The organism is Streptomyces lancefieldiae (genome assembly GCF_031845825.1).
Lineage (GTDB): Bacteria > Actinomycetota > Actinomycetes > Streptomycetales > Streptomycetaceae > Streptomyces > Streptomyces lancefieldiae.
In genome coordinates this window covers 1-20,624 of record NZ_JAVRFH010000020.1, presented here as the reverse complement: position 1 = coordinate 20,624, position 20,624 = coordinate 1, and the positions used below count along the sequence as shown (strand labels likewise).

Annotated in this window: 20 protein-coding genes; 11 read left to right on the top strand and 9 right to left on the bottom strand. The window is 73.7% G+C overall.

Annotated features, from left to right (window positions below):
* Nucleotides 1-86 precede the first annotated feature (86 nt).
* The 3 genes from RM812_RS20310 to RM812_RS20300 form a co-directional block, all read right to left on the bottom strand.
* Nucleotides 87-449, bottom strand: a complete 363-nt coding sequence (locus tag RM812_RS20310; protein ID WP_311574450.1) for a cupin domain-containing protein — start codon at nt 447-449, stop codon at nt 87-89.
* Between the two features lie 77 nt (nt 450-526).
* Nucleotides 527-1,504, bottom strand: a complete 978-nt coding sequence (locus tag RM812_RS20305) for a pyridoxal-phosphate dependent enzyme (RefSeq protein WP_311574448.1) — start codon at nt 1,502-1,504, stop codon at nt 527-529.
* A gap of 460 nt (nt 1,505-1,964) precedes the next feature.
* Nucleotides 1,965-2,270: a hypothetical protein gene (locus tag RM812_RS20300; RefSeq protein WP_311574447.1), complete on the bottom strand. Its 306-nt coding sequence runs from the start codon at nt 2,268-2,270 to the stop codon at nt 1,965-1,967.
* Nucleotides 2,271-2,595: 325 nt separating this feature from the next.
* Between RM812_RS20300 and RM812_RS20295 the strand changes: the two genes are divergently transcribed.
* Together RM812_RS20295 and RM812_RS20290 are read left to right on the top strand one after the other, a co-directional pair.
* On the top strand, nt 2,596-4,257 hold the full coding sequence (locus tag RM812_RS20295; RefSeq protein WP_311574445.1) for an alkaline phosphatase D family protein: 1,662 nt from the start codon (nt 2,596-2,598) through the stop codon (nt 4,255-4,257).
* Nucleotides 4,258-4,493: 236 nt separating this feature from the next.
* Nucleotides 4,494-5,870 carry an alpha-lytic protease prodomain-containing protein gene (locus RM812_RS20290; protein WP_311574443.1) on the top strand — a complete coding sequence of 459 codons (1,377 nt, stop codon included), beginning with the start codon at nt 4,494-4,496 and terminating at the stop codon, nt 5,868-5,870.
* A 119-nt stretch (nt 5,871-5,989) separates the two neighbouring features.
* Here the strand turns inward: RM812_RS20290 and RM812_RS20285 are convergent, their stop codons facing one another.
* From RM812_RS20285 to RM812_RS20275, 3 genes are all read right to left on the bottom strand, one after another.
* The gene (locus RM812_RS20285; RefSeq protein WP_311574441.1) at nt 5,990-7,696 is read right to left on the bottom strand and encodes a RecQ family ATP-dependent DNA helicase; all 1,707 of its coding nucleotides are present in this window, start codon (nt 7,694-7,696) and stop codon (nt 5,990-5,992) included.
* Between the two features lie 125 nt (nt 7,697-7,821).
* On the bottom strand, nt 7,822-8,457 hold the full coding sequence (locus tag RM812_RS20280) for a class I SAM-dependent methyltransferase (protein WP_311574439.1): 636 nt from the start codon (nt 8,455-8,457) through the stop codon (nt 7,822-7,824).
* A gap of 205 nt (nt 8,458-8,662) precedes the next feature.
* Complete coding sequence (locus tag RM812_RS20275; RefSeq protein WP_311574437.1) at nt 8,663-9,661, bottom strand: mechanosensitive ion channel family protein; 999 nt, start codon at nt 9,659-9,661, stop codon at nt 8,663-8,665.
* A gap of 233 nt (nt 9,662-9,894) precedes the next feature.
* Here RM812_RS20275 and RM812_RS20270 point away from each other — a divergent pair, with 233 nt between their 5' ends.
* Nucleotides 9,895-10,107: a hypothetical protein gene (locus tag RM812_RS20270; RefSeq protein ID WP_311574435.1), complete on the top strand. Its 213-nt coding sequence runs from the start codon at nt 9,895-9,897 to the stop codon at nt 10,105-10,107.
* Here RM812_RS20270 and RM812_RS20265 read toward each other — a convergent pair.
* Nucleotides 10,084-10,944, bottom strand: coding sequence for a cytochrome c oxidase assembly protein (locus RM812_RS20265; protein ID WP_311574433.1), 861 nt, complete (start codon nt 10,942-10,944; stop codon nt 10,084-10,086). The genes RM812_RS20270 and RM812_RS20265 overlap by 24 nt on opposite strands.
* Nucleotides 10,944-11,510 (bottom strand): DUF2243 domain-containing protein, encoded by a 567-nt coding sequence (locus tag RM812_RS20260; RefSeq protein ID WP_311574431.1) that lies wholly within the window; start codon nt 11,508-11,510, stop codon nt 10,944-10,946. Before RM812_RS20260 ends, RM812_RS20265 begins: the two co-directional genes overlap by 1 nt.
* Nucleotides 11,511-11,782: 272 nt before the next feature.
* Here RM812_RS20260 and RM812_RS20255 point away from each other — a divergent pair, with 272 nt between their 5' ends.
* Nucleotides 11,783-12,229: a pyridoxamine 5'-phosphate oxidase family protein gene (locus RM812_RS20255; RefSeq protein WP_311574430.1), complete on the top strand. Its 447-nt coding sequence runs from the start codon at nt 11,783-11,785 to the stop codon at nt 12,227-12,229.
* Between the two features lie 31 nt (nt 12,230-12,260).
* Here the strand turns inward: RM812_RS20255 and RM812_RS20250 are convergent, their stop codons facing one another.
* Nucleotides 12,261-13,277, bottom strand: coding sequence for an NADPH:quinone reductase (locus RM812_RS20250; RefSeq protein WP_311574428.1), 1,017 nt, complete (start codon nt 13,275-13,277; stop codon nt 12,261-12,263).
* A 295-nt stretch (nt 13,278-13,572) separates the two neighbouring features.
* On the opposite strand from RM812_RS20250, the gene RM812_RS20245 reads away from it, so the two are divergent.
* The 7 genes from RM812_RS20245 to RM812_RS20215 all read left to right on the top strand — a co-directional run bounded on the left by RM812_RS20245 (nt 13,573) and on the right by RM812_RS20215 (nt 20,618).
* Nucleotides 13,573-13,998 carry a hypothetical protein gene (locus RM812_RS20245; RefSeq protein ID WP_311574426.1) on the top strand — a complete coding sequence of 142 codons (426 nt, stop codon included), beginning with the start codon at nt 13,573-13,575 and terminating at the stop codon, nt 13,996-13,998.
* Between the two features lie 462 nt (nt 13,999-14,460).
* Nucleotides 14,461-14,928 carry a PPOX class F420-dependent oxidoreductase gene (locus tag RM812_RS20240; RefSeq protein ID WP_311574424.1) on the top strand — a complete coding sequence of 156 codons (468 nt, stop codon included), beginning with the start codon at nt 14,461-14,463 and terminating at the stop codon, nt 14,926-14,928.
* 166 nt (nt 14,929-15,094) lie between these two features.
* On the top strand, nt 15,095-16,291 hold the full coding sequence (locus tag RM812_RS20235) for an ATP-grasp domain-containing protein (protein WP_311574422.1): 1,197 nt from the start codon (nt 15,095-15,097) through the stop codon (nt 16,289-16,291).
* Nucleotides 16,292-16,508: 217 nt separating this feature from the next.
* Nucleotides 16,509-17,510 carry a fumarylacetoacetate hydrolase family protein gene (locus RM812_RS20230; protein WP_311574420.1) on the top strand — a complete coding sequence of 334 codons (1,002 nt, stop codon included), beginning with the start codon at nt 16,509-16,511 and terminating at the stop codon, nt 17,508-17,510.
* Complete coding sequence (locus RM812_RS20225) at nt 17,507-18,469, top strand: cyclase family protein (protein WP_311574419.1); 963 nt, start codon at nt 17,507-17,509, stop codon at nt 18,467-18,469. The genes RM812_RS20230 and RM812_RS20225 overlap by 4 nt, the downstream gene beginning before the upstream one ends.
* Nucleotides 18,470-18,492: 23 nt before the next feature.
* Nucleotides 18,493-19,623 carry an FAD-dependent oxidoreductase gene (locus tag RM812_RS20220; protein ID WP_311574417.1) on the top strand — a complete coding sequence of 377 codons (1,131 nt, stop codon included), beginning with the start codon at nt 18,493-18,495 and terminating at the stop codon, nt 19,621-19,623.
* Nucleotides 19,620-20,618: an amidohydrolase family protein gene (locus tag RM812_RS20215; RefSeq protein WP_311574415.1), complete on the top strand. Its 999-nt coding sequence runs from the start codon at nt 19,620-19,622 to the stop codon at nt 20,616-20,618. The genes RM812_RS20220 and RM812_RS20215 overlap by 4 nt, the downstream gene beginning before the upstream one ends.
* Nucleotides 20,619-20,624: the final 6 nt, after the last annotated feature.

Below are 20,624 nucleotides of genomic sequence, written 5' to 3'. Positions count from 1 at the left end.
GTCACTGCGGTCGCCCCCTCGCTCGTTCCCCGTCGGTCGCCCCCTTTCCCGTCGGTCGCCACCGATGTGACGCGCCGGATGTCCGCCTAGTCGCCCTTGGCGTACTCCTTGGCCATGGCTCCGGCGAAGTCGTACACCACGCACTGTTCGTCCCCCACGACCCAGGCATCGTGCCCGGGCGAGCAGACGAAGACGTCGCCGGGACCCACCTCGCTCTCGGTGCCGTCGTCCGCCATGCGGACGCACATGCGTCCCTGGACGACGTAGCAGTTGTGGTGGATCATGCAGTCCTCGGTGCCCGCGATCGGCGCCACCGACTCCGACCAGCGCCAGCCGGGTTCGAAGGTGGCGACGGCGAAATCGAGTCCTTCCATGTGCACGGCCTCGAGGTGCCCACGGGGGAAATCACGCCGCTCGTCCGGCTTGTCGAGCGTCTTGGCCTCGAACATGACGCTCCTCCTTTCCCTCCCCACCACTCCATCGTCCGCCTGCCGACCGGGCCCGGCCATCCGGCGCACGCCCGGTGTCAGCGGGGTGTGCCGCAGAGGTCGGCGAAGCGGGCGGCGTCCACGTTGCCGCCGGAGAGGATCACGCCGACCCGGCGGGGCAGCGGGCCGACGCGGCCGTTGAGGAGGGCGGCCAGTGGAGTGGCGCCGCTCGGTTCGAGGACGATCTTCAGTCGCTCGAACGCGAACCGCATCGCGTCCCGGATCTCGTCGTCGGAGACCACCACGACGGCGTCGAGCAGCCTCCGGTTGAGGGAGAAGGTCAGCTCACCCGGGGTGTGCAGGGCCTGGCCGTCGGCGATGGTGTGCGGCACCGGGACGGTGACGCGCCGGCCCGCCTCCAGGGAGCGCCTGGTGTCGTCGCCGGCCTCCGGTTCGACGCCGATCACCGCGGTGCCGGCGTGCAGGCCCTTGGCGGCGGTGGCGCTCCCGGCGATCAGTCCGCCGCCGCCCACCGGTGCGACGAGCGCGCCCAGATCCCCCGCCTCCTCGATGAGTTCGAGGGCGGCGGTGCCCTGTCCGGCGATGACGTGCGGATGGTCGTAGGGCGGGACGATGCTCAGGCCCCGTTCGGCGGCCAGGGCCTCGGCGAGGGCGACGCGGTCACCGGTGTAGCGGTCGTAGGTGACGATCTCGGCACCGTAGGCGGCGGTGGCCTCCCGTTTGGAGGGGGGTGCGTCCTCGGGCATGACGATCACCGCGGTGGTGCCCAGTTCCCGGGCCGCGAGGGCCACGGCCTGGGCGTGGTTGCCGGAGGAGTAGGCCGCGATGCCCCGGGCCAGTTGCTCCGGCGTGAGGCGGGAGGCCGCGTTGTAGGCGCCGCGGAACTTGAAGGCGCCCACCCGCTGGAAGTTCTCGCACTTCAGGAAGGTCTCGGCGCCCACGAGGGCGTCGAGGGTGCGCGAGCGCAGCACCGGGGTGCGGTGCGCGACGCCCTCGATGCGGGCGGCGGCGGAACGGACGTCGTCGAGGGTGACCGGCGGGGTGGTGGTCGTCACGCGTGTCCTCCAGCGGAGTCGGCGGCCGGGCCGTGGCGCGTGGTGAGACTACACGTCGGGTGACGCACCGGCCGTCCCGTTCACCGGCGTTTGACGCATGACCGGGCCCGACGAGCCCGCCGCGCTGCACGCCACGGACCTCGGGCTCCGGTACCGGTCACACCGCGGCCGGGCCCTGCGTGGCTGTCGGTTCACGGTGCCCCGCGGCCGCATCACCGCTCTGGTCGGCCGCAACGACGCGGGCAAGAGCACGTTGCCGCACCTGGCCGGCTGTCTGCTGCGCCCCACACGAGGGGGGATCCGGGCATGGGACACCGTCCCGGACACGGCCGCTGCACGTCGCCCGGGTCGCCCGGGAGCGGCGACCGCACGGCCAGTCCAAGATCCGTGTCAGTCGCGCCCCGCTGCCGTCGTAGGCGCCGTGCGGCAGTGGCCCGAGGCCGGACCGTCCCGTCCGGCCCTACGGCCGCGGATCCACGTGCCGCCGGCCCGGTCGGGCCCCCGCACCCCGGCGGCCGGCCGCGGCGGCGCAGCGGGGGCAGACCCGGCGGACGGCGTCGGCCGCGCCGCCGGACTCGGGCAGCACATCGCTCCAGGTCACCGCGGGGAACCGGGACAGCTGCGACCGGTGCAGGGACAGACCGCACACGGTCTGGTTCATGCCCTGCTCCCAGGCGTGCACCTCGCCGGCCGGCAGCCAGCGGTTGTCCTCCCGGTCCCACCAGCGACCGGAGGCCGCCACGTCGTAGCGCCGTGTCCTGGCCATCGGATCCGCCCGCCGCCTTCCTCCGCCGCGTACCCGTCCTCCGTCCGTACCGGGTGCCCCGGGCGGAAGACGTCCACACGCGTGTACCGCCTCCTGTGTGATCACTCCGCACGTCCTGCCGGTTTCGGACATGCGGTCTGCCTAGCATGCGGGATCCGCGCACCGCGGTCGACGCCGTCGCGACGTGACCGGGGCTGCGCCGCGCACGCCGGCCCGACGCGACGCGAGACTCCGTGCCGGCGTGCGTGGGCGACCGCCGTGGGCCCGTCCGGCCCCCCTGCCGCTCGCCCACGGACCGCCCCCGCTCCGTACGAGAGGACACCAGATGGCGCCCACGGGCCGTCACCGCCGACTGGCCGAACACGCCTTCTCCCCGCACGACGCCGTGCTGGGCGCCGCCGTCCGGCACTTTCGCCGCCGGCGTTTCCTCACCGTCACCGCGGCCGCCGCCGCACTCGCCTTCTCCACCAACCTGCCGGCCCGCGGCGCGGTCGCCGCGTCCCTGCGGACCGCCCGGATCGGCAGCGATCCGTTCACGCTCGGCGTCGCCTCCGGCGATCCCCTGCCGGACTCGGTGCTGCTGTGGACCCGGCTGGCGCCCGAGCCGTTCCTCGAGGACGGCGGGATGGGCACGGAACGGGTCACGGTCGAGTGGGAGATGGCCCTCGACGAGCACTTCGCGACCGTCCTGTTCAGGGGCACCGCCGAGGCGCACGCCGAGTACGCCCACAGCGTGCACGTCGACGTGCGGGGCCTGACGCCCGGCACGGTGTACTACTACCGCTTCCGGACCGGTACCTGGCTCAGCCCGACGGGCCGCACCCGCACCGCGCCCGCCGCGGACAGCGCCACGTCGACGCTGAGACTGGCGGCCGTCGCCTGCCAGGCCTACCAGGACGGCTACTACACCGTGCACCGGCACCTCGCCCAGGACGACGTCGACGTGGTCTTCCACCTCGGCGACTACCTGTACGAGTACGCGGTGAACGCGGAGGGCGGGGAGCGCCACTACACCGACATCACACTCCCCGACGTGTTCGACCGGGAGACCGTGACCCTCGCGGACTACCGGCTGCGCTACGCGCTCTACAAGAGCGACGAGGACCTGCGGGCCGCGCACGCCGCGCACCCGTTCGTCGTCACCTGGGACGACCACGAGGCCGAGAACAACTACGCCGGCAGCGTCCCGGAGAACGCCATCCCACCGGAGGAGTTCCTGCTGCGCCGGGCGGCCGCCTACCGCGCCTACTGGGAGAACCAGCCGCTGCGCGCCGCCCAGCTGCCCCAGGGACCCGACGCGCGGCTGTACCGCCGGCTGCACTGGGGCACGCTCGCCCAGTTCGACATCCTCGACACCCGCCAGTACCGCTCCGACCAGGCCTACGACGACCGGCCGCACGCCCCGGGGCCCGAGTCGGACGACCCGGCGCGCACCATCACGGGAGCCGCGCAGGAGACGTGGCTGATCGACGGCTGGCGGAGCTCGACCGCGCTGTGGAACGTCATGCCCCAGCAGGTCTGCTTCTCCCAGCGCAAGTTCGACGTGACCGCCGACGCCCCGCTCTCGATGGACGCCTGGGACGGCTACCGCGCCTCACGCGACCGGGTCGTCGCCGGAGCGAGGTCCGCCGGGGTCGACAACTGGCTGATCCTCACCGGCGACGTCCACGTGGGCTACGCCCTGGACGTCAAGGAGGACTTCGACGACCCGGCGTCGGCCACCGTCGGCACGGAGGTCACCTGCACGTCGGTGGCCAGCGGCCGGGACGGCGTGGAGCAGCCCGCCAACTGGGACCTGTACCTGCGGGCCAACCCGCACATGAGGTTCTACAACGGCAAGCGCGGCTACGTCCGGGCCGAACTCGGCCGTCAGGCGGCCCGCCTGGACTTCCTGACCGTCTCCGCCATCAGCACGCCCGGCGCTCCCCTCACCACGGCCGGGTCCTTCGTCACCGAGGCGGGCGCCCCGGGGCTCAAGCCCGTCTGAGCGTGGCCCGGCGCGCACGGGCGCGTCCGCGTACTGCACTTGGCACCCGCGTGCGTCCCCCGTACCGCGTAAGACGCCCGGACCCGACATCGCCCGGGAACTTTCCGGCAAGGCCTATGACTCCGTCGCACCCGCACCGTCACCCCACCTCCCCGACGCACCGACGTCACCCGCGTCGCTCACTGACACTCACTCATCCCCGCTGTCTCGCGCAGCACTCGAAGGAGGCACATCGCATGGTCGGCAGACATGCCGCACGCAGCCGCCGCGCGGCCCTGACCGCGCTCGGCGCCCTGGCCCTGACCGCACTTCCCCCGGCCGCGTCGGCCGCACCCGAGCCCGGGCCGGGGCCGCAGCCCACCGCCGCCCAGACGCTCGGCGCCGACAAACCGTCGACGCAGGTGCTGCACGCGATGGAACGCGACCTCAGGCTGACGCCGGACCAGGCGGCGACCCGCCTGGTCAACGAGGCCGAGGCGGGCACCCGCGCGGGCCTGCTGCGCAACACGCTGGGCGACCGCTTCGCCGGCGCCTGGGTGAGCGGTGCGACCTCCTCGGAGCTGACCGTCGCCACCACCGACACCGCGGACACCGCCGCCATCGAGGCGCAGGGCGCCAAGGCGGCGGTCGTCAAGAAGGGGCTGGGCGAGCTCAGGGCGATCAAGGAGAAGCTGGACGCCACCGCCGTCCGTGCGCAGACCCCCGAGACGACGGTCTGGTACGTCGACGTGAAGGCCAACCGGGTCATGGTCCAGGCCACCGGCGAGGCGGCCGCGGAGGATTTCATCGAGGCCGCCGGGGTCGACGGCCAGGACGTGGGCGTACGGGTGTCGGCGAACCGGCCGCGCCTGCTGAAGGACCTCGTCGGCGGCGACGCCTACTACATCGACGGCCGGGCCCGCTGCTCCGTCGGGTTCTCCGTCACCAAGGACGAGCAGGAAGGCTTCGCCACGGCCGGTCACTGCGGCAGGCCGGGGGCCGAAACCACCGGGTTCGACCAGAGCGACCAGGGCGTCTTCCAGGCTTCGACCTTCCCCGGCAAGGACATGGCCTGGGTGGGCGTCAACGCCGACTGGTCCGCCACCCCGGACGTCCGGGCCGAGGACGGCCAGAAGGTGCAGATGGCCGGCTCGGTGGAGGCCCTCGTGGGCGCGTCGGTCTGCCGTTCCGGCTCCACCACCGGATGGCACTGCGGCACCGTCCAGCAGCACGACACGAGCGTCAGATACCCGGAGGGCACCATCGACGGGCTGACCGAGACGACGGTGTGCGCGGAAGGCGGCGACTCCGGGGGCCCCTTCGTGGCGGGCGCCCAGGCCCAGGGCACCACCTCCGGTGGCTCCGGCGACTGCACGAGCGGCGGGACCACCTTCTACCAGCCGATCAACCCGCTGCTCAGCGACTTCGGTCTCACCCTGACGACCACCTCCGCGGCGGCGGGAACGCCCTCGCCCCAGGACGACGTGGCGGCGGACGCGTGGGCCACGGGCCGTGTCTACGAGGCCGGGGCCACGGTGAACCACGCGGGCCTGCGGTACCGGTGCCTGCAGAGCCACCAGGCGCAGGGTGTGTGGTCGCCCGAGAACACGCCTGCCCTCTGGCAGCCCGTCTGACGGACGGTGAGCCGCCCCACGGCGGCCGGTCGGCGCGGGGCCGGCGCGTGACGCGGCCCCGCGCCGGAACCACCCCGTGTCGAGTCACCGCTCCGGCTTCTCGATGACGGGGTCATGTCTCAGCCTCTCTTCAGCACCGTGAGCAGGTCGTCGCGGCCGGCCAGGGACTCCAGTGACAGGGTGCGGTAGCCGGCCCGGTCGAACAGCACGGTGATGCGGTCGCCGTCCTCGCTCAGCACCGTGCCCTCGCCCCACTCGGCGTGCCGCACCTGGGCGCCGACCGGATAGGCGGAGGCGCTGGGATGGACCCGCGGTGCCGGCCCGTCCCCCTGTGCCTCGCACACGTCGCAGGCGCCGCACGGTGGCTCGTACTCCTCGCCGAAGTAACCGAGCAGGAACCGCCGTCTGCAGCCGGTCGTCTCCGCGTACGCGCGCGCCATCTCGACCCGGGTCCGGTCGGTCCGCCGGTGGGCCTCGGCGGCGTCCTCGGCCCGGCCCGCCGCCGCGTCGGGCGGGGTGCCGGGGTCCGGACGGATGCCGCCGTCCTCCCCCGTGGCGACACCGCCGGACTCCTCCAGCAGGTTCACCGCCGCGGTGACACGGTTGCGGGACAGCCCGGTGTCCCGGCGCAGCCGGTCCAGGCCGGCGGGGTCGCTCTCGTGGTCGTGGACGGCGTCGGCGACCTCGGACAGCGCACCGCGGCCGGGGGCGTGGGCGGCGAAGTACGTCCGCATGCCGGTGTCCTCGGGCCGGTAGTGCAGTACGGCGAGGGCCGGCTCACCGTCCCGGCCGCAGCGCCCGATCTCCTGGTAGTAGGCGTCCGGCGAGCCCGGCAGCGAGGCGTGCAGCACGAACCGTACGTCCTCCTTGTCGATGCCCATCCCGAACGCGGAGGTCGCCACCACGACATCGGCGTCCCCGGCGAGGAAGGCGTCGTGGATGCGGGCCCGTTCGGCGGAGCGCAGCCCGGCGTGGTACGCCTCGGCGGTCAGGCCGAGGCCGGCCAGCTCCTCGGCGTAACGCTCGGTGTCCTTGCGGGTCGCCGCGTAGACGATGCCGGGTTTCGGCTCGGCGGCGGCCCGTTCGACGACGGCCCGGTGCCGGTCGTCCTCGTCCCGGAAGCGGCGGACCTCGAGCCTGATGTTCGGGCGGTCGAAGCTGGTCACCGTCGTCCGGGGCCGGTCCATGCCGAGCCGTTCGGTGATCTCCCGGCGCACGGGTGGGGCCGCGGTCGCGGTGAGGGCGAGCACCGGGGGCCGGCCGACGCGTCGTACGGCCTGCTCCAGGCGGAGGTAGTCGGGCCGGAAGTCGTGGCCCCAGGAGGCCACGCACTGGGCCTCGTCCACCACGAAGAGGGCGGGTCCGGTGGCGGCCAGTCGTTCCACGACCTCGTCCTTGGCCAGCTGTTCCGGCGACAGGTACAGGAACCGGGCGTCGCCGTGCCGCACCGCCTCCCAGGCGGCCTCGGCCTGCGCGGCGGTGAGGTCGGAGTTCACCGCCACGGCGCCGGGGGCGCGCGCGTCGTCGGGCAGGCCGGCGATCTGGTCCCGCTGGAGGGCGAGCAGCGGCGAGACGACGACGACCGGGCCGTTCAGCAGCACACCGGGAACCTGGTAGACGGCCGACTTGCCGGAGCCGGTCGGCATGACGACCAGGGTGTCCCGGCCGGCCAGGACCTCTTCCATGGCCTCCAGCTGCTCGGGCAGGAGGCTGTCCCAGCCGAACACCTCGGCGGCGGTACGGCGCAGGCGCGCGGCCGACCGCTCCGGGTGCGACGGGCTCCGCGCGCTCGGTCTCTTCCTGCTCGACGGCGTCTTCCCGACCATGGCCGCTCCCTCGCTTCCTCGCCCCCTCGCTCCCGGTGCCCACGCGCCGTGGCGGTCGCGCCCGCCACCTGAGTACCCGGGGAGGCCCCCGGGAACCGGGGCCGGACGCCGGACGCCGGCAGACCTCACACCCGCCGCAGCCGCCACACGTTGTCCTCGCGGAAACCCTTGACGCCCGCGGGTGAGTCGCTCGGCCTGCGGACGGTCTCCTTGGTCTCGACGGTCCACTCGCCGTCGGGGAGGGCGAGCTCGGCCAGCACCCCGTCCAGGGTGGGGAAGACGGCGTCGAAGGGCGGTTCGGTCTGCCACGACGGCCAGCCGGCGTGCATGACGACCAGCAGGGTGCCGCCGTCCGCGACGGCGTGCGCGGCGCTGCGCAGGACCGTCCGCTGGTCGAGCGCGACCGGGGACTGCAGGTAGTGGGCGCTCACCAGGTCGAAGGAGCCCTCGGGGAACGACCGGCCCAGCTCGTGGCGTTCCCAGGCGACGCGGTCGCCCACCCCGGCCTCGGCCGCGTGCCCCGCGGCGCGGTCGAGCGCGGTGCCGGAGATGTCGACACCGGTGACCCGCCAGCCCCGCGAGGCCAGCCACACGGCGTCCGCCCCCTCGCCGCAGCCCAGGTCCAGTGCGGTGCCGGGGGTGAGGTCGCTCGCCTCCCGGACGAGCAGGCCGTTGGGGCGGCCGCTCCAGACGCGGTCGGAGTCGCGGTAACGGGATTCCCAGAACTCCGCGGCGGGAGCCGGCGCCGGCATGTCGGTCATGGTGCCTCCAGAAGGACGGACGGGTCGTCTGCTCGGCGGGGCCGCGACGACCGCGGCCCGCCTGGGTGCAGGCTGCACCCGCCGGCGCCGCAACGGCGAATACGTTTGCCGATACCGCAAACCGGCGAGGTCGTCGCCCTCAGGCCTCCCAGGCCTGGGAGGCCTGCCGGGCCTGCCGGGCCTGCCGGGCCTGCCGGGCCCAATGTCAGCGCAGGGCGTCGGCGGAGCCGGGCCCCTGGGGGTCGCCGCGCATCCACACGGCCCGCGCGAAGGGGATCTCGATGTCCGCCGCGTCCAGGGCGTCCTTGACCCGGCGCCGCAGTTCGCGGGTGACGCCCCACTGCTGAAGCGGCGCGGTCCTGACCGCGAGACGCACGGTGACCCCGTCGGCGTCCAGCGACTGCACGCCCCACACCGAGACGTCCTCGAGCAGGACGTCCGCGTAGTCGGGGTCCTCGCGCAGCGTGCGGCCGGCCTCCTCCAGCACGCGGTAGACCGTGTCGAGGTTCGCGTCGTAGGCCACGGCGACGTCCAGGACCGCGCGAGCCCATTCCTGGCTGTCGTTGCGGACCCGCAGGATCTCGCCGTTGCGGATGTGCCACAGGCCGCCGTTGAGGTCGCGCACGTGCGTCAGTCGCAGGCCCACCTGCTCCACCTCGCCGACGGCCTCGCCGAGGTCGACCGAGTCGCCGACACCGTACTGGTCCTCGATCATGATCAGCAGGCCGGACAGATAGTCGGCGACCAGGCTCTGCGCGCCGAAACCGATCGCCAGGCCGACGACGCCGGCGCTGGCGAGCAGCGGACCGAGGGCGATGCCCACCTGGTCGAGCACCATCGCCACGCCGACCATGAACAGTACGACGGTCATGGCGCTGCTGAGCACCGAGCCGATGGTCCGGGCCCGCTGCTCACGGCGTTGCCGTGCCCGGGACCGGTCGCGGTGCAGTACGACGACCCCGCGGCCCGACCGTCGGGGGCGGCTGCTCTCGGACTCGCCGGCCGACGGTTCCAGCACGCGCTGGACGACCCGGGTGATGGCCCGCTTGGCCACCGCGCGCACCACCAGCAGGACGACGACGATGAGCGCGATGCGCAGCGGTATCCCGATCAGTGCCGCGGTGTGATCGCCGGCCCAGTCCGACCACGAGGCCGCCAGTTGCGGGTCCGTGGCCGGGTCGGCGGGCGGGACTGTGTGCGTCATCGGCTCAGGTGCTCCGTTCCTCGGCGGTCATGTCTCTGCCGTCGGCAGTCCCTACCCACCGACGGTTCGAACATGACCTTCCGACGCACCTCGGCACACGGACGCCGTCGGCCGCTCCCGGTTCACCCTTTTTGTCCGATGGTTGCGGCATCTTCACCCGGTGACGGCCCATCACCGGCACCGGCCCGGGCACCCGCAAGGACGTCATCCACAGCGGAGGGGGGACCTGCGACGTGGTTACCGTTGCCGTCCTACTGCTGCCCGGACTGGGGCTGCTTCTGTTCGCCATGACGTACCTGGAGGACCGGCTCTTCGGCGACGGGGGTCCGGCCCGGCACGCCCGGCGCCGGCATCTGCGTCTCCTTCCGGGTGGCAGAGCCGAGGCTGCGCCGGCCCGCGGCCCGGAACGCGCCGAGCACCGGTCACCCGGCCGGGACGCGGCCTGAGGCCGGGCCCGCCGGTGACGGAGCACGGGCGGGCCGGCCGCGACGCTCGGGCCGCCAGGTGGCCACCAGAGCCGCTGCGAGCAGCAGTTCGGCGACGTCCCCGGCGTAGTACATGATCTCCGCGCCCTGCCGGACCCGGTCGACGGGTGCGTGGATGTGGACGAAGAAGCCGCCGTACATCGCCTGGGCGATCAGGGCGTGGGCGGTGACGGCGACGCCGAGGTACGCCAGCCGGGCCGGTACGACGGGCCGTGCGGGTGCCGGATCGGGGCCGGCGACGGCGTGGGCGAAGAGGCATCCGGAGGCCAGGAAGTGGGCGTTCAGCAGCCAGTGCCCCGCGGGGTGGCCCGTCACCGAGTCGTACAACGGGGTGAAGTACAGCAGTCCCAGGGTGCCGGTGCTCAGGGCGAGCGCCACGGCGGGGCGGGTGAGGAGCCGCGCGGGACGGCCGTGCAGCAGTGCGGTCAGCCGACGGGCCGGCGCCGGTGGCAGGGTGCGGAGCGCCAGCGTGACCGGTGCGGCCAGTACCAGCGCCAGTGGGGCGTACATGCCGACGAGCATGTGCTGGGCCATGTGCCCCCGGAAGTCGGTGTGCGCGGCCGGCCCGAGCGGCGGCAGCAGCGCGACGGCCAGTACGGCCAGTCCGCCGAGGAACGACGCCGACCGCCAACCGCTCCAGCCCCGCTCGGGGTTGCGGCGACGGGCCCGGCGTACGGCGAGCAGGTACCCCCCGGCCGCGGCGAGCAGCAGGGTCGGCACCAGCACGGTCGGCGCGGCCTCCAGCAGACCGGCGCCGCTGCCCGGACCCTCGTGGTGCCCGGCGGGGGCGCCGTCCATCAGGCGTGGCCTCCGGCCCGGACGGCGCCGCGGGGTGTGTCGGGGTCGATGGGCCGTCCACCGCGCTGGAGCAGGTGGCCGCCGATCAGGAACAGGGCGCCGAGGACCAGGAAGGCGGCGTCCCACCACGCCTGGTGGGGGCCTCCGTGGACGTGATGGATGCCCAGGATCTGGTGGTCGAGGAGACCTTCGACCAGGTTGAACACGCCCCACCCGGCCAGGATCCAGCCCCACAGCACCCGTGAGCCCCACACCGCCCGGCGGTTGTGCGTGACCCGGGAGTACAGCACGGCCAGGCCGAGCAGCACGGCGGTCCAGCACACCGCGTGGAAGATGCCGTCCCACACGGTGTTCATCTCCAGCCCGGAGACGGTGTGCGGGCTGTAGTACTTGACGCCGATCCGGTCGTGGTTGGTGCTGGTGAGCATGTGGTGCCACTGGAGGAGCTGGTGGAGCAGGATGCCGTCGACGAAGCCGCCGAGTCCGATCCCGAGGAGGATGCCGGGCAGCCGGATGCTCTGGGGCGACGTCGTGGGCGCTCGGGTCCCGCCCGGCGTGGTGGCCATCCCCTGTCTCCGTCCCGTCGGCGGTGCGCGAACCTTCGGGACACGGCTTCCCCGTGGGCGGGCCGGTGTCACCCCCTGGCCGGGTCCTTCCACCGTTTCCGGCTAAGGTTCCTTCGCCGGTCGGCTCCTTCGCCCAGGCGCGCGATCCGCCCACGGCACGAGCCGGCCGGGGCACGGTCCGGCCGGGGCACGGTCCGGCCGGGGGCGCCGGGCGGTGCCGACGATGCCGTCCCGGCCGACGGGAACGCCCACAGCTCACGCAAGGAGATCAGATGGACACCGGGGCACGGGACGACGCGGACGCGGAGTTCGTGAGGTTCTGGCAGGAGCGCCGGGTGTGCTTCCTGTCGACGCCGCGCGCCGACGGAACCCCGCACCTGGTCCCCGTCGGGGTGACGTACGACCACGCCACCCGCACGGCACGGGTCATCACGAGCCGGGGTACCGCCAAGGTGCGCAACGTCGAGCGGGCGGAGCGTCCCGTCGTGGCCGTGAGCCAGGTGGACGGCAGGCGCTGGTCCACCCTGGAGGGCGTCGCGACCGTGCGGGAGGACGCCGAGGCGGTCCGGGACGCGGAGGCCCGGTACGCGGCCCGCTACCGGCAGCCCCGGGCGAACCCGGCGAGGGTCGTCATCGAGATCAGCGTGCGGCGCTGTCTGGGCACGGTGCGCCCGCACGCGGGGACGCCGGACGAGGGCGGCACCCCGCCGGGCCGGTGACGGGCCCCGTTCGGACACGCCCGGCGGATGCTCACCGTCCGTTGCCTGCCGCGACCGTGAGGACGAGGCGCCCCCGCACCTCCCCGGCCTCCAGCCTGCGGTGGGCCTCCGCAGTCATCGACAAGGGCAGGCGACCGGCGACGCGCGGGCGCCACGGCGTCTGTCCCAGCAGGCGTACGACGCCCTCCGCGGCCGCGGCGAGGTCGGCGGTGGTGGCGTTGCTGATGGCGAACCCCACGATGCTCGCGTCCCTGGTGTACAGCCGTCCCACCGGCAGTTCGGTGGCCGCCCTGCCCAGACCGACCATCGCGACCAGGCGCCCGCCGTGCGCCAGCAGGTCCACGGCGTCGGCGAGCGCCCCGCGCCCGGAGGTGTCCAGGTGGACGTCGTAGCCGTCGGGCGCGGCCCGGCGCGCCTGCCCGACGAGATCGGGCGACCGGTGGTCGAGCACCTCGGCGGCACCCAGCCCGCGCACCCACGGGGCGTCCTCGGCACGCGCCGTGGCGACCACCCGTGCCCCGGCCCGCGCGGCCAGCGCGACGGCGGCGCCGCCCACGTTTCCGGCCCCGCCACCGATGTACACGGTCTCCCCCGGCCTCAGCCGCCCGTGCCGGAACAGCGCCAGCCAGGCCGACGCCGCCGGGTGGGCGGCCGCCACGAGGTGCTCCCCGGCGATGTCGGGCGGCGCCGCGTAGAGCCGTTCGGCGGCGACCGTCGCGTACTGCGCGCAGGCTCCCTGGCGGCCCGCGTGGCCCAGGCTGTTGCACCACACGCGTTGCCCGGGGGAGAAGCCGGGCGCGCCGGGGCCGGCCATGGCGACCGCGCCCACCAGGTCGCGGCCCACGACGAAGGGGAACGGCAGCGGCGTGGCGTACGCCCCGGACCGTACGAAGGTGTCCACGGGGTTGACGGCCACGGCGTCGACGCGCACGAGCACGTCCGTGGGCCCCACGGGAGGCACGGGGAGTTCCCCGTAGAGAATGCCGTCGGCCGGGCCGACGCAGTCGATGTACGCCGCCCGCATCGCCTCGGGAACCCTGCCGGTCATGACGCCATGCTAGGAACCGGCCGGTTCCGGCGCAGCCCCGGGTCACCGGGCCGTCAGGGCGCCGCTGGCGGCAACGGGCCGTGGTGGACTTCGCGTCCGAGAACATCGGCTCGGCGTGGTCCGCGCGGGCCGGCGCGCCGCCAAGACGTCCGGCGTCGGGAGTGACGCCGCGTACGGGCGGGGGCGTACGCGGCGAGGCTCCCGATCGGCTCAACCCTCCCTCTCCCGCACTGCGTGGTGCCGTCGCGCGCCCTAGGCTCGGACGCGTCCGCCTGAACCGCCGCGAGGAGCTCCCATGCGTCTGCCCGTCGAACCCAGGCATGTGGCACCACGACTGGCCACCGGAGCCTTCATCCTCAACTCCGGCGTGGCGAAACGTGGCGTCGACGAGCAGAGCGCCACTCAGTTGCACGGCATGGCGAAGAACGCCTATCCGTTCCTGGGCAAGCTGCGGCCCGCCACCTTCGTTCGCCTGCTCTCGGCCAGTGAGATGGCGCTCGGTGCCGCGCTCCTGCTGCCGGTCGTGCCGACGGTGGTGGCGGGGATCGGCCTGACCGCGTTCTCGGCCGGGCTGGTGGGTCTGTACCTGCGCACTCCCGGTATGCGTGAGGAGGGCAGCCTGCGGCCGACGCAGGAGGGCACGGCACTGGCGAAGGACACGTGGATGCTCGGCATCGGGGTCGGTTTCCTCGTCGACGAGGCCACGCGCAGGGCGAGGTGACGGCGTTCCGGACGGCTCTGCCCGAGTGACCGGCCGGACCGGCCCTCCCTCCGCTCTCCGCCTGGATCGTCGCGCCCCGTGCGGGATGCGGTTGCCGCAGCAGCCCTCGGCCCGGCCGGAGTCGCGCCACCGCACGCGTCGAACCGAGCCGAACCGAACGCTCGAGGCACCGCGCCCAAGACACCGCGATCGAGTCCGTACCGTCACTCGTCCGGGACGGACCATCCCGCCGCAGCCGATCGGCGAGCAACGCCGGGACGGCGGCGTCCGGGACGGACCATCCCGCCGCAGCCGATCGGCGAGCAACGCCGGGACGGCGCGCCCTTCGTTCTCTCTCCTGCGCACGGTCCTGCCCGCAGCCGGCCGCCGACCCCGCACATATGCTGCAAGCCTCCCGGGGCCCGACCACGCCGACGGCCGGCCCCTTCGCTGCTCGACCTCTCTCGAAAGGCTGACACCGAAATGAGTCGTACGATCGCCACCAACACGCGCGTCGACCTGGACGGCCTGTTGGAATTCGTGCGGTCCCGCCATCGAGCCCTGCTGATCACCCGACGCGCCGACGGCTCCCCCCAGGCATCACCGCTGACGTGCGGAGTGGACGACGCCGGACGCCTGGTGATGTCCACCTATCCCGAGCGGGCGAAGACCCGCAACGCGCGCCGCGACGCCGCGGTGAGCGTCGTCGTGCTGTCGGACGAGTGGAACGGGCCCTGGGTGCAGATCGACGGAGACGCGGAAGTGATCGACGCCCCGGAGTCCGTGGAACCGCTCGTGGAGTACTTCCGGAACATCTCCGGCGAGCACCCGGACTGGGACGAGTACCGGGCTGCCATGGTCGAGCAGGGCAAGTCCATCGTTCGGGTCACTCCCCACCGTTGGGGCCCGGTGGCCACGGGAGGCTTCCCCGCCCGCCTCGCGGAGGGATGAGGCGGGCCGGACTCGCCGCCGCCGCACACGCCCGACCTGCCGGTCGCCCAGGTGATTCTCGCCCTGCGGACAACGGTGAGAGGAAGCAACCGAGTTGACAGGCCCGCGCCCCTGAGCCCGTAGGCTCTCGACTCTCTTGCGTGCAGCGACCCGAGGAAGGCCCCCCATGTCCCCCGACCGTTCCGTCCTCCATCTCGGCCTGCGCCGCTCCCCCCTCGAGTGGCGGCCCGAGCTCGACGCCGCGGCGGAGCTGGGCCACGCCGTGTACGTCCACTCCGACACCGGCCTCGGACACACCGGGCTGCCCGACGACCGGGTCGCCGTCTTCACCCGGACGGAGTCCGCCGAGGACGTCGCGGCCCGCGCCCTGCGGCAGGCACGGGACGGCGGACACGAGCCCGCGGCGGTGCTGTGCTGGGGCGACCGTTACGTGGACGTCGCCGCCAAGGTGGCCGAGGCGCTCGGCCTGCACGGGCCCTCGGTCGCCGCGGCCGCCGTGTGCCTCGACAAGGCCGCGCAGCGCCGGGCGCTCGAACCCCACGGCCTCAACCCCCGCTGGCGCAGCGGGACCACGGCCGACGAGCTGACGGCCGCGGTGGCGGAGCTGGGCCTTCCGCTGATCTTCAAGCTCGCCCACTCCTCGGGGGGCCGCGGTTCCGCCGTGATCGACGAGCACACCGAACCGGACGGGCTGGTGAAGCTGACGTCCCTCAACTACGAGGACTCCGACGCCTTCCTGGTCGAGGAGTTCGTCGACGGGAGTGAACACTCGGTCTCCGGGTTCGTGCACCGGGACGAGGTGGTGATCCTCGCCGTGTCCGACAAGTACCTGGCGCCCGGGGAGCTGCGTACGACCACTACGATCGTCCCCTCCGCGCTCGCCCCGGAGCAGCTCGCCCGCGTGCACGAGGCGGCCGAGCGCGCGGTGCGCGCCGTGGGCATCGAGACCGGCGGCTTCCACGTGGACCTGCGCTGCTCGGCCGAGGGCCCCGTCGTCCTGGAGATCGGCGCCCGGCTCGGCGGCGACCTGATCAACTCCCATCTCGTGCCGCTCGCCACCGGCGGCGCGGCACAGCCGTACCGCTCGCTCGTCGAGACCCTCACGGACGGTGAACTGCCGCGCCCGGCGCCCTTCGTGACCACGGCGGCGATGCACCTGCTGCCGGTTCCCGCCGACAGCGACCTTTCGGCACTGCTGCACCGCCTCACGGACCATCCGGCCGTACGGATCGCCGCCGAATGGCCTTCCCCCGAGGACGAGGTCGTGGTGGTGGTGACGGCGCAGGACGCGGACGCGATCCCCACGATCCTCGCCGAACTCCGGCAGCGGACGGAACACCGGGGCCACATGCCGGGCCGGTGAACCGGCTCACGTCTCGGACGCGTGGGCCATCCGCCCGCCGGCGCGGCGCGGGGCGACGACGAGGTCGAGGTCCGGGCGACGCGGTTTCACGTGCTCTTCCCCGGTTGTACGGCGCCGACCAGGAGAAATCTGTGCGGTGGATGCTGGTCATCCACAGAATCTATTTCCCCGATCGCGGGTGGCGGGTCCAGATTGGTCACACCGCAATCAGGAGGACATGTCCGTGAAACCTGAAGCCGCGTCCGCACTCTTCGCCGGACCCTTCGCCCTCGCCACTCTCTCGGCCCCGGACGGGCCGCCCTTCCCCGCCCTGGTCACTCCCGACGGCCGGGCTCTCGACCTCCGAACCGCCTTCGGGGACGAGGAGTTGACCGTCCGCGACCTGCTGGCCGTCTGGGACACGGCCGCCGCGCGGCTCGCGACGCTGGCCGACGACAGCGGCGCGCGGAAGAGGCCGCTGGCCGACTTCCGGGTGCACGCGCCGGTCGAGCCGCGTCAGGTGTTCCAGTCCGGCGCGAACTACCGGCAGCACGTCATCGACCTGCACGTCGCGCACCGGGCGCCGGGCGACGAACGGCCGGAGGCGGAGCGGCGTGCGGAGGCCGCGGAGATCATGGACCGGCGTGCGGCCGAGGACCTGCCGTACGTGTTCATCGGTCTGCCGAGCGCCGTCACCGGCCCCTACGACGACGTCGTGCTCCCGGCCTGGGCCGAGAAGCCCGACTGGGAGCTGGAGCTGGCGGCGGTCATCGGCCGGCCCGCCCACCGGGTGTCCGTCGAGGAGGCCCTCGACCACGTCGCCGGCTACACGATCGCCAACGACCTCACCGACCGGGCGACCGTCTTCCGGCGGGACATGCCGCAGATCGGGACGGACTGGCTGCGCAGCAAGAACGCGCCCGGGTTCACGCCGCTGGGCCCGTGGATCGTGCCCGCCGACTCGATCGCCGACCCGGACGACCTCCGGCTGACGCTGAAGCTCAACGGCGAGACGATGCAGGACGAGTCCACCAAGGACATGATCTTCAACGTGGCGCGGATGGTCTCCTACGCCTCGCAGACCGCCCGCCTGCTCCCCGGCGACCTCGTGCTCACCGGTTCCCCGGCCGGCAACGGCATGCACTGGGGCCGGCTGCTGCGCGACGGCGACGTCATGGACGGTTCGATCACCGGGCTCGGCGCCCAGCGCACCCGTTGCGTGGCGGAGGTGACGCCGTGACCCTGGACCGCACCGACCCCGAGGGCGCGATCGCCCGGGCCGCGAAGGCGTACTCGAACTGGGGGCGCTGGGGCGAGGACGACGTGCTCGGCACCCTCAACTTCCTGGACGAGGCGGGGCGCCGGGAGGCCGCCGCGCTGATCCGGCGGGGAGTGAGCTTCTCCCTCTCCCAGCGCTTCGACATCAACGGCCCGCAGAAGGGCTGGCGGCGGCGCACCAACCCGGTGCACACCATGCTCGACACCGGCACCGACGCCGCCCTCGGCAACCAGGGGCTGCCGCACGGCATCGGCGGCGCCGACGACGTGATCGCGATGCCGCTGCAGTGCTCCACTCAGTGGGACGGGCTCGGGCACATCTTCGACCACGGCAAAGCATGGAACGGACGCCGGGCCGAGCAGGTCGTCACCTCCGACGGCGACCTCGTCACCGGCATCGAGCACATGGCCGCGCACGTCGCCGGCCGCGGGGTGCTCCTTGACGTCGGCCGGGTTGTCGGCGACGACGGGGAACTGCCGGACGGCTTCGCGATCACCGAGGAGCACCTGACGGCGACCGCCGAGGCCCACGGCGTGACCGTGGGACGCGGCGACCTCGTCCTGGTGCGCACGGGGCAGCTCACCCGGGTCCGCCGCGACGGCTGGGGCGAGTACGCCGGCGGGCCCGCACCGGGCCTGTCGTTCACCACGGCCGGCTGGCTGCACGGCACCGAGATCGCCGCGATCGCCACCGACACCTGGGGCTTCGAGGTACGACCCAACGAGTTCGACCACGCCTTCCAGCCCCTGCACCAGGTCGCCATCCCTCACCTCGGCCTGCTCATCGGGGAGATGTGGGACCTGGACGCCCTGGCCGAGGACTGCGCGGCCGACGGCGTGTACGCGTTCTGGCTCACCGCCGCGCCCCTGCCCATCACCGGCGCGGTCGGCTCCCCCGTCAACCCGATCGCCGTCAAGTAGACCGAGGAACAAGGGAGTTCCCCATGACCCAACCCCGCACGGTCCTCGTCATCGGCGGCGGCGCGGCCGGCAACGCCGTAACGATCCTGCTGCGCCGCGCCGGCCTCACGGTGGACCTGATCGAGGCCAGGGACGACTGGAACGCCACCGCCGGTTCCGGCATCACCCTCCAGGGCAACGCCCTGCGCGTCCTGCGCGAGCTGGGCGTCTGGGAGCAGGTGGAGGCGTCCGGCTTCGGCTTCGGCTCGGTCGGCATCACCGCCCCCGACGGCACCGTCCTGCACGCCCAGGACGACCTGCGCACCGGTGGCGACGACCTGCCCGCCACCGTCGGCATGCAGCGCCCCCGGCTCCAGCAGATCCTCATCGACGCCGTGCGCGCGGGCGGCGCCACCATCCGTCTCGGCACCACCGCCGAGATCCTGGACCAGGACGCCGACGGCGTCTGCGTCCGCCTCTCCGACGGCACCGAGCACCGCTACGACCTGGTGATCGCCGCCGACGGCCTCGGATCCTCGACCCGCGCGGCGATCGGCATCGTCGACAAGCCCGAGCCGACCGGCATGGCCATCTGGCGCATCGCGGCCCCGCGCCCGGCCGGCGTCACCCGTACCGACCTCGCCTACGGCGGCCCGGCGTACATCGCCGGCTACTGCCCCACCAGCGACACCACCCTGTACGCGTACGTCGTCGAGGCCAACCGCGACCGCGCCTCCATACCGCCCGAGTCGTACGCGGACGAGATGCGCCACCTCACCCGGCACTACGGCGGCTTCTGGCCGGAGATCACCGAGCACATCACCGACCCGGCGAAGGTCAACTACACCTGGTTCGACCGGCTGCTGGTCGAGGGCTCCTGGCACCGCGGCCGGGTCGTCCTCGTCGGTGACGCCGCCCACTGCTGCCCGCCCACCCTCGCCCAGGGCGCCGCCCTGTCCCTGGAGGACGCGTGGGTGCTCGCCCGGATGCTGACCGAGTCCGACACCTGGGACGACGCGCTGTTCCAGGCGTACCACGCGCGGCGGATCGCCCGTGTCCGGCCGGTCGTGGAGGCGTCCGTGCAGATCGGGCGGTGGCAGCTCGACGGGGTGCGTGACGCCGACGTGCCCGGCCTGATGGCCCGCACCATGACCATGCTCCGGGAGCTGCCGTGACCACACCCACCGTGGACGTCCACGCACATGTCCTGCTGCCCGAGGTCGAGGCCCTGGTGGAGGGCCGGCCGGAGCTCGCCGAGGCGCGGGCGCTGGACGCCCGCCGCAACGGCCCCGCCGCCCTCGCGGTCAGCGGGCCCATGGTCCGCGAGCGCTTCCCTCGGCTGACCGACGTCCCCGTACGTCTGGCCGCGATGGACGCCCAGGGCGTGGACGTGCAACTGGTCAGCCCCTCGCCCTCGCACTACCACTACTGGGCCGACGAGGTGACCGCCGAGAAGCTGTACCGGCTCGCCAACGAGGCGACCGCCGCGCACTGTTCGGCGGCACCCGACCGGTTGCGCGGCCTCGGCCTCGTGCCGCTCCAGCACCCTGATCACACGGTCCGCGCCCTCGACCACGCCCTGGAGCAGGAGCTGCTGGGCGTCGAGATCTCCAGCCACGCACCGGGACGGGAGCTCTCCGACCCGGCCTACGAACCCTTCTGGACCCGGGCCGAGGAGACCGGCGCCCTCGTCTTCCTGCACCCCTTCGGGTGTACCCTCGACGAGCGCCTGGACCAGTGGTACCTGTCCAACACCGTCGGCCAGCCCACCGAGAACGCCGTCGCCCTCTCGCACCTCATCTTCTCCGGGGTCCTGGACCGGCACCCCGGCCTGAAGCTGATCGCCGCGCACGGCGGCGGCTACCTGCCCACCCACATCGGCCGCTCCGACCACGCCTGGTCCGCCCGCTCCGACGCGGGCGCCGGCTGTGCCCACCCGCCCAGCAGCTACCTCGGGCGGCTGTACTTCGACTCGCTCGTCCACGACCCGTACGTGCTGCGGGAGTTGGTCCGGGTGGCGGGCGCGGACCGGGTCCTGCTGGGTTCCGACTTCCCCTTCGACATGGGCACCGAGGACCCCCTCGGCGCCCTGCGCGCCGCGCACCTGTCCGAGGCCGACTTCCACGCCGTACGCGGCGGCAACGCGGCGGCCCTCCTCAGGAAGGACTGACACCAT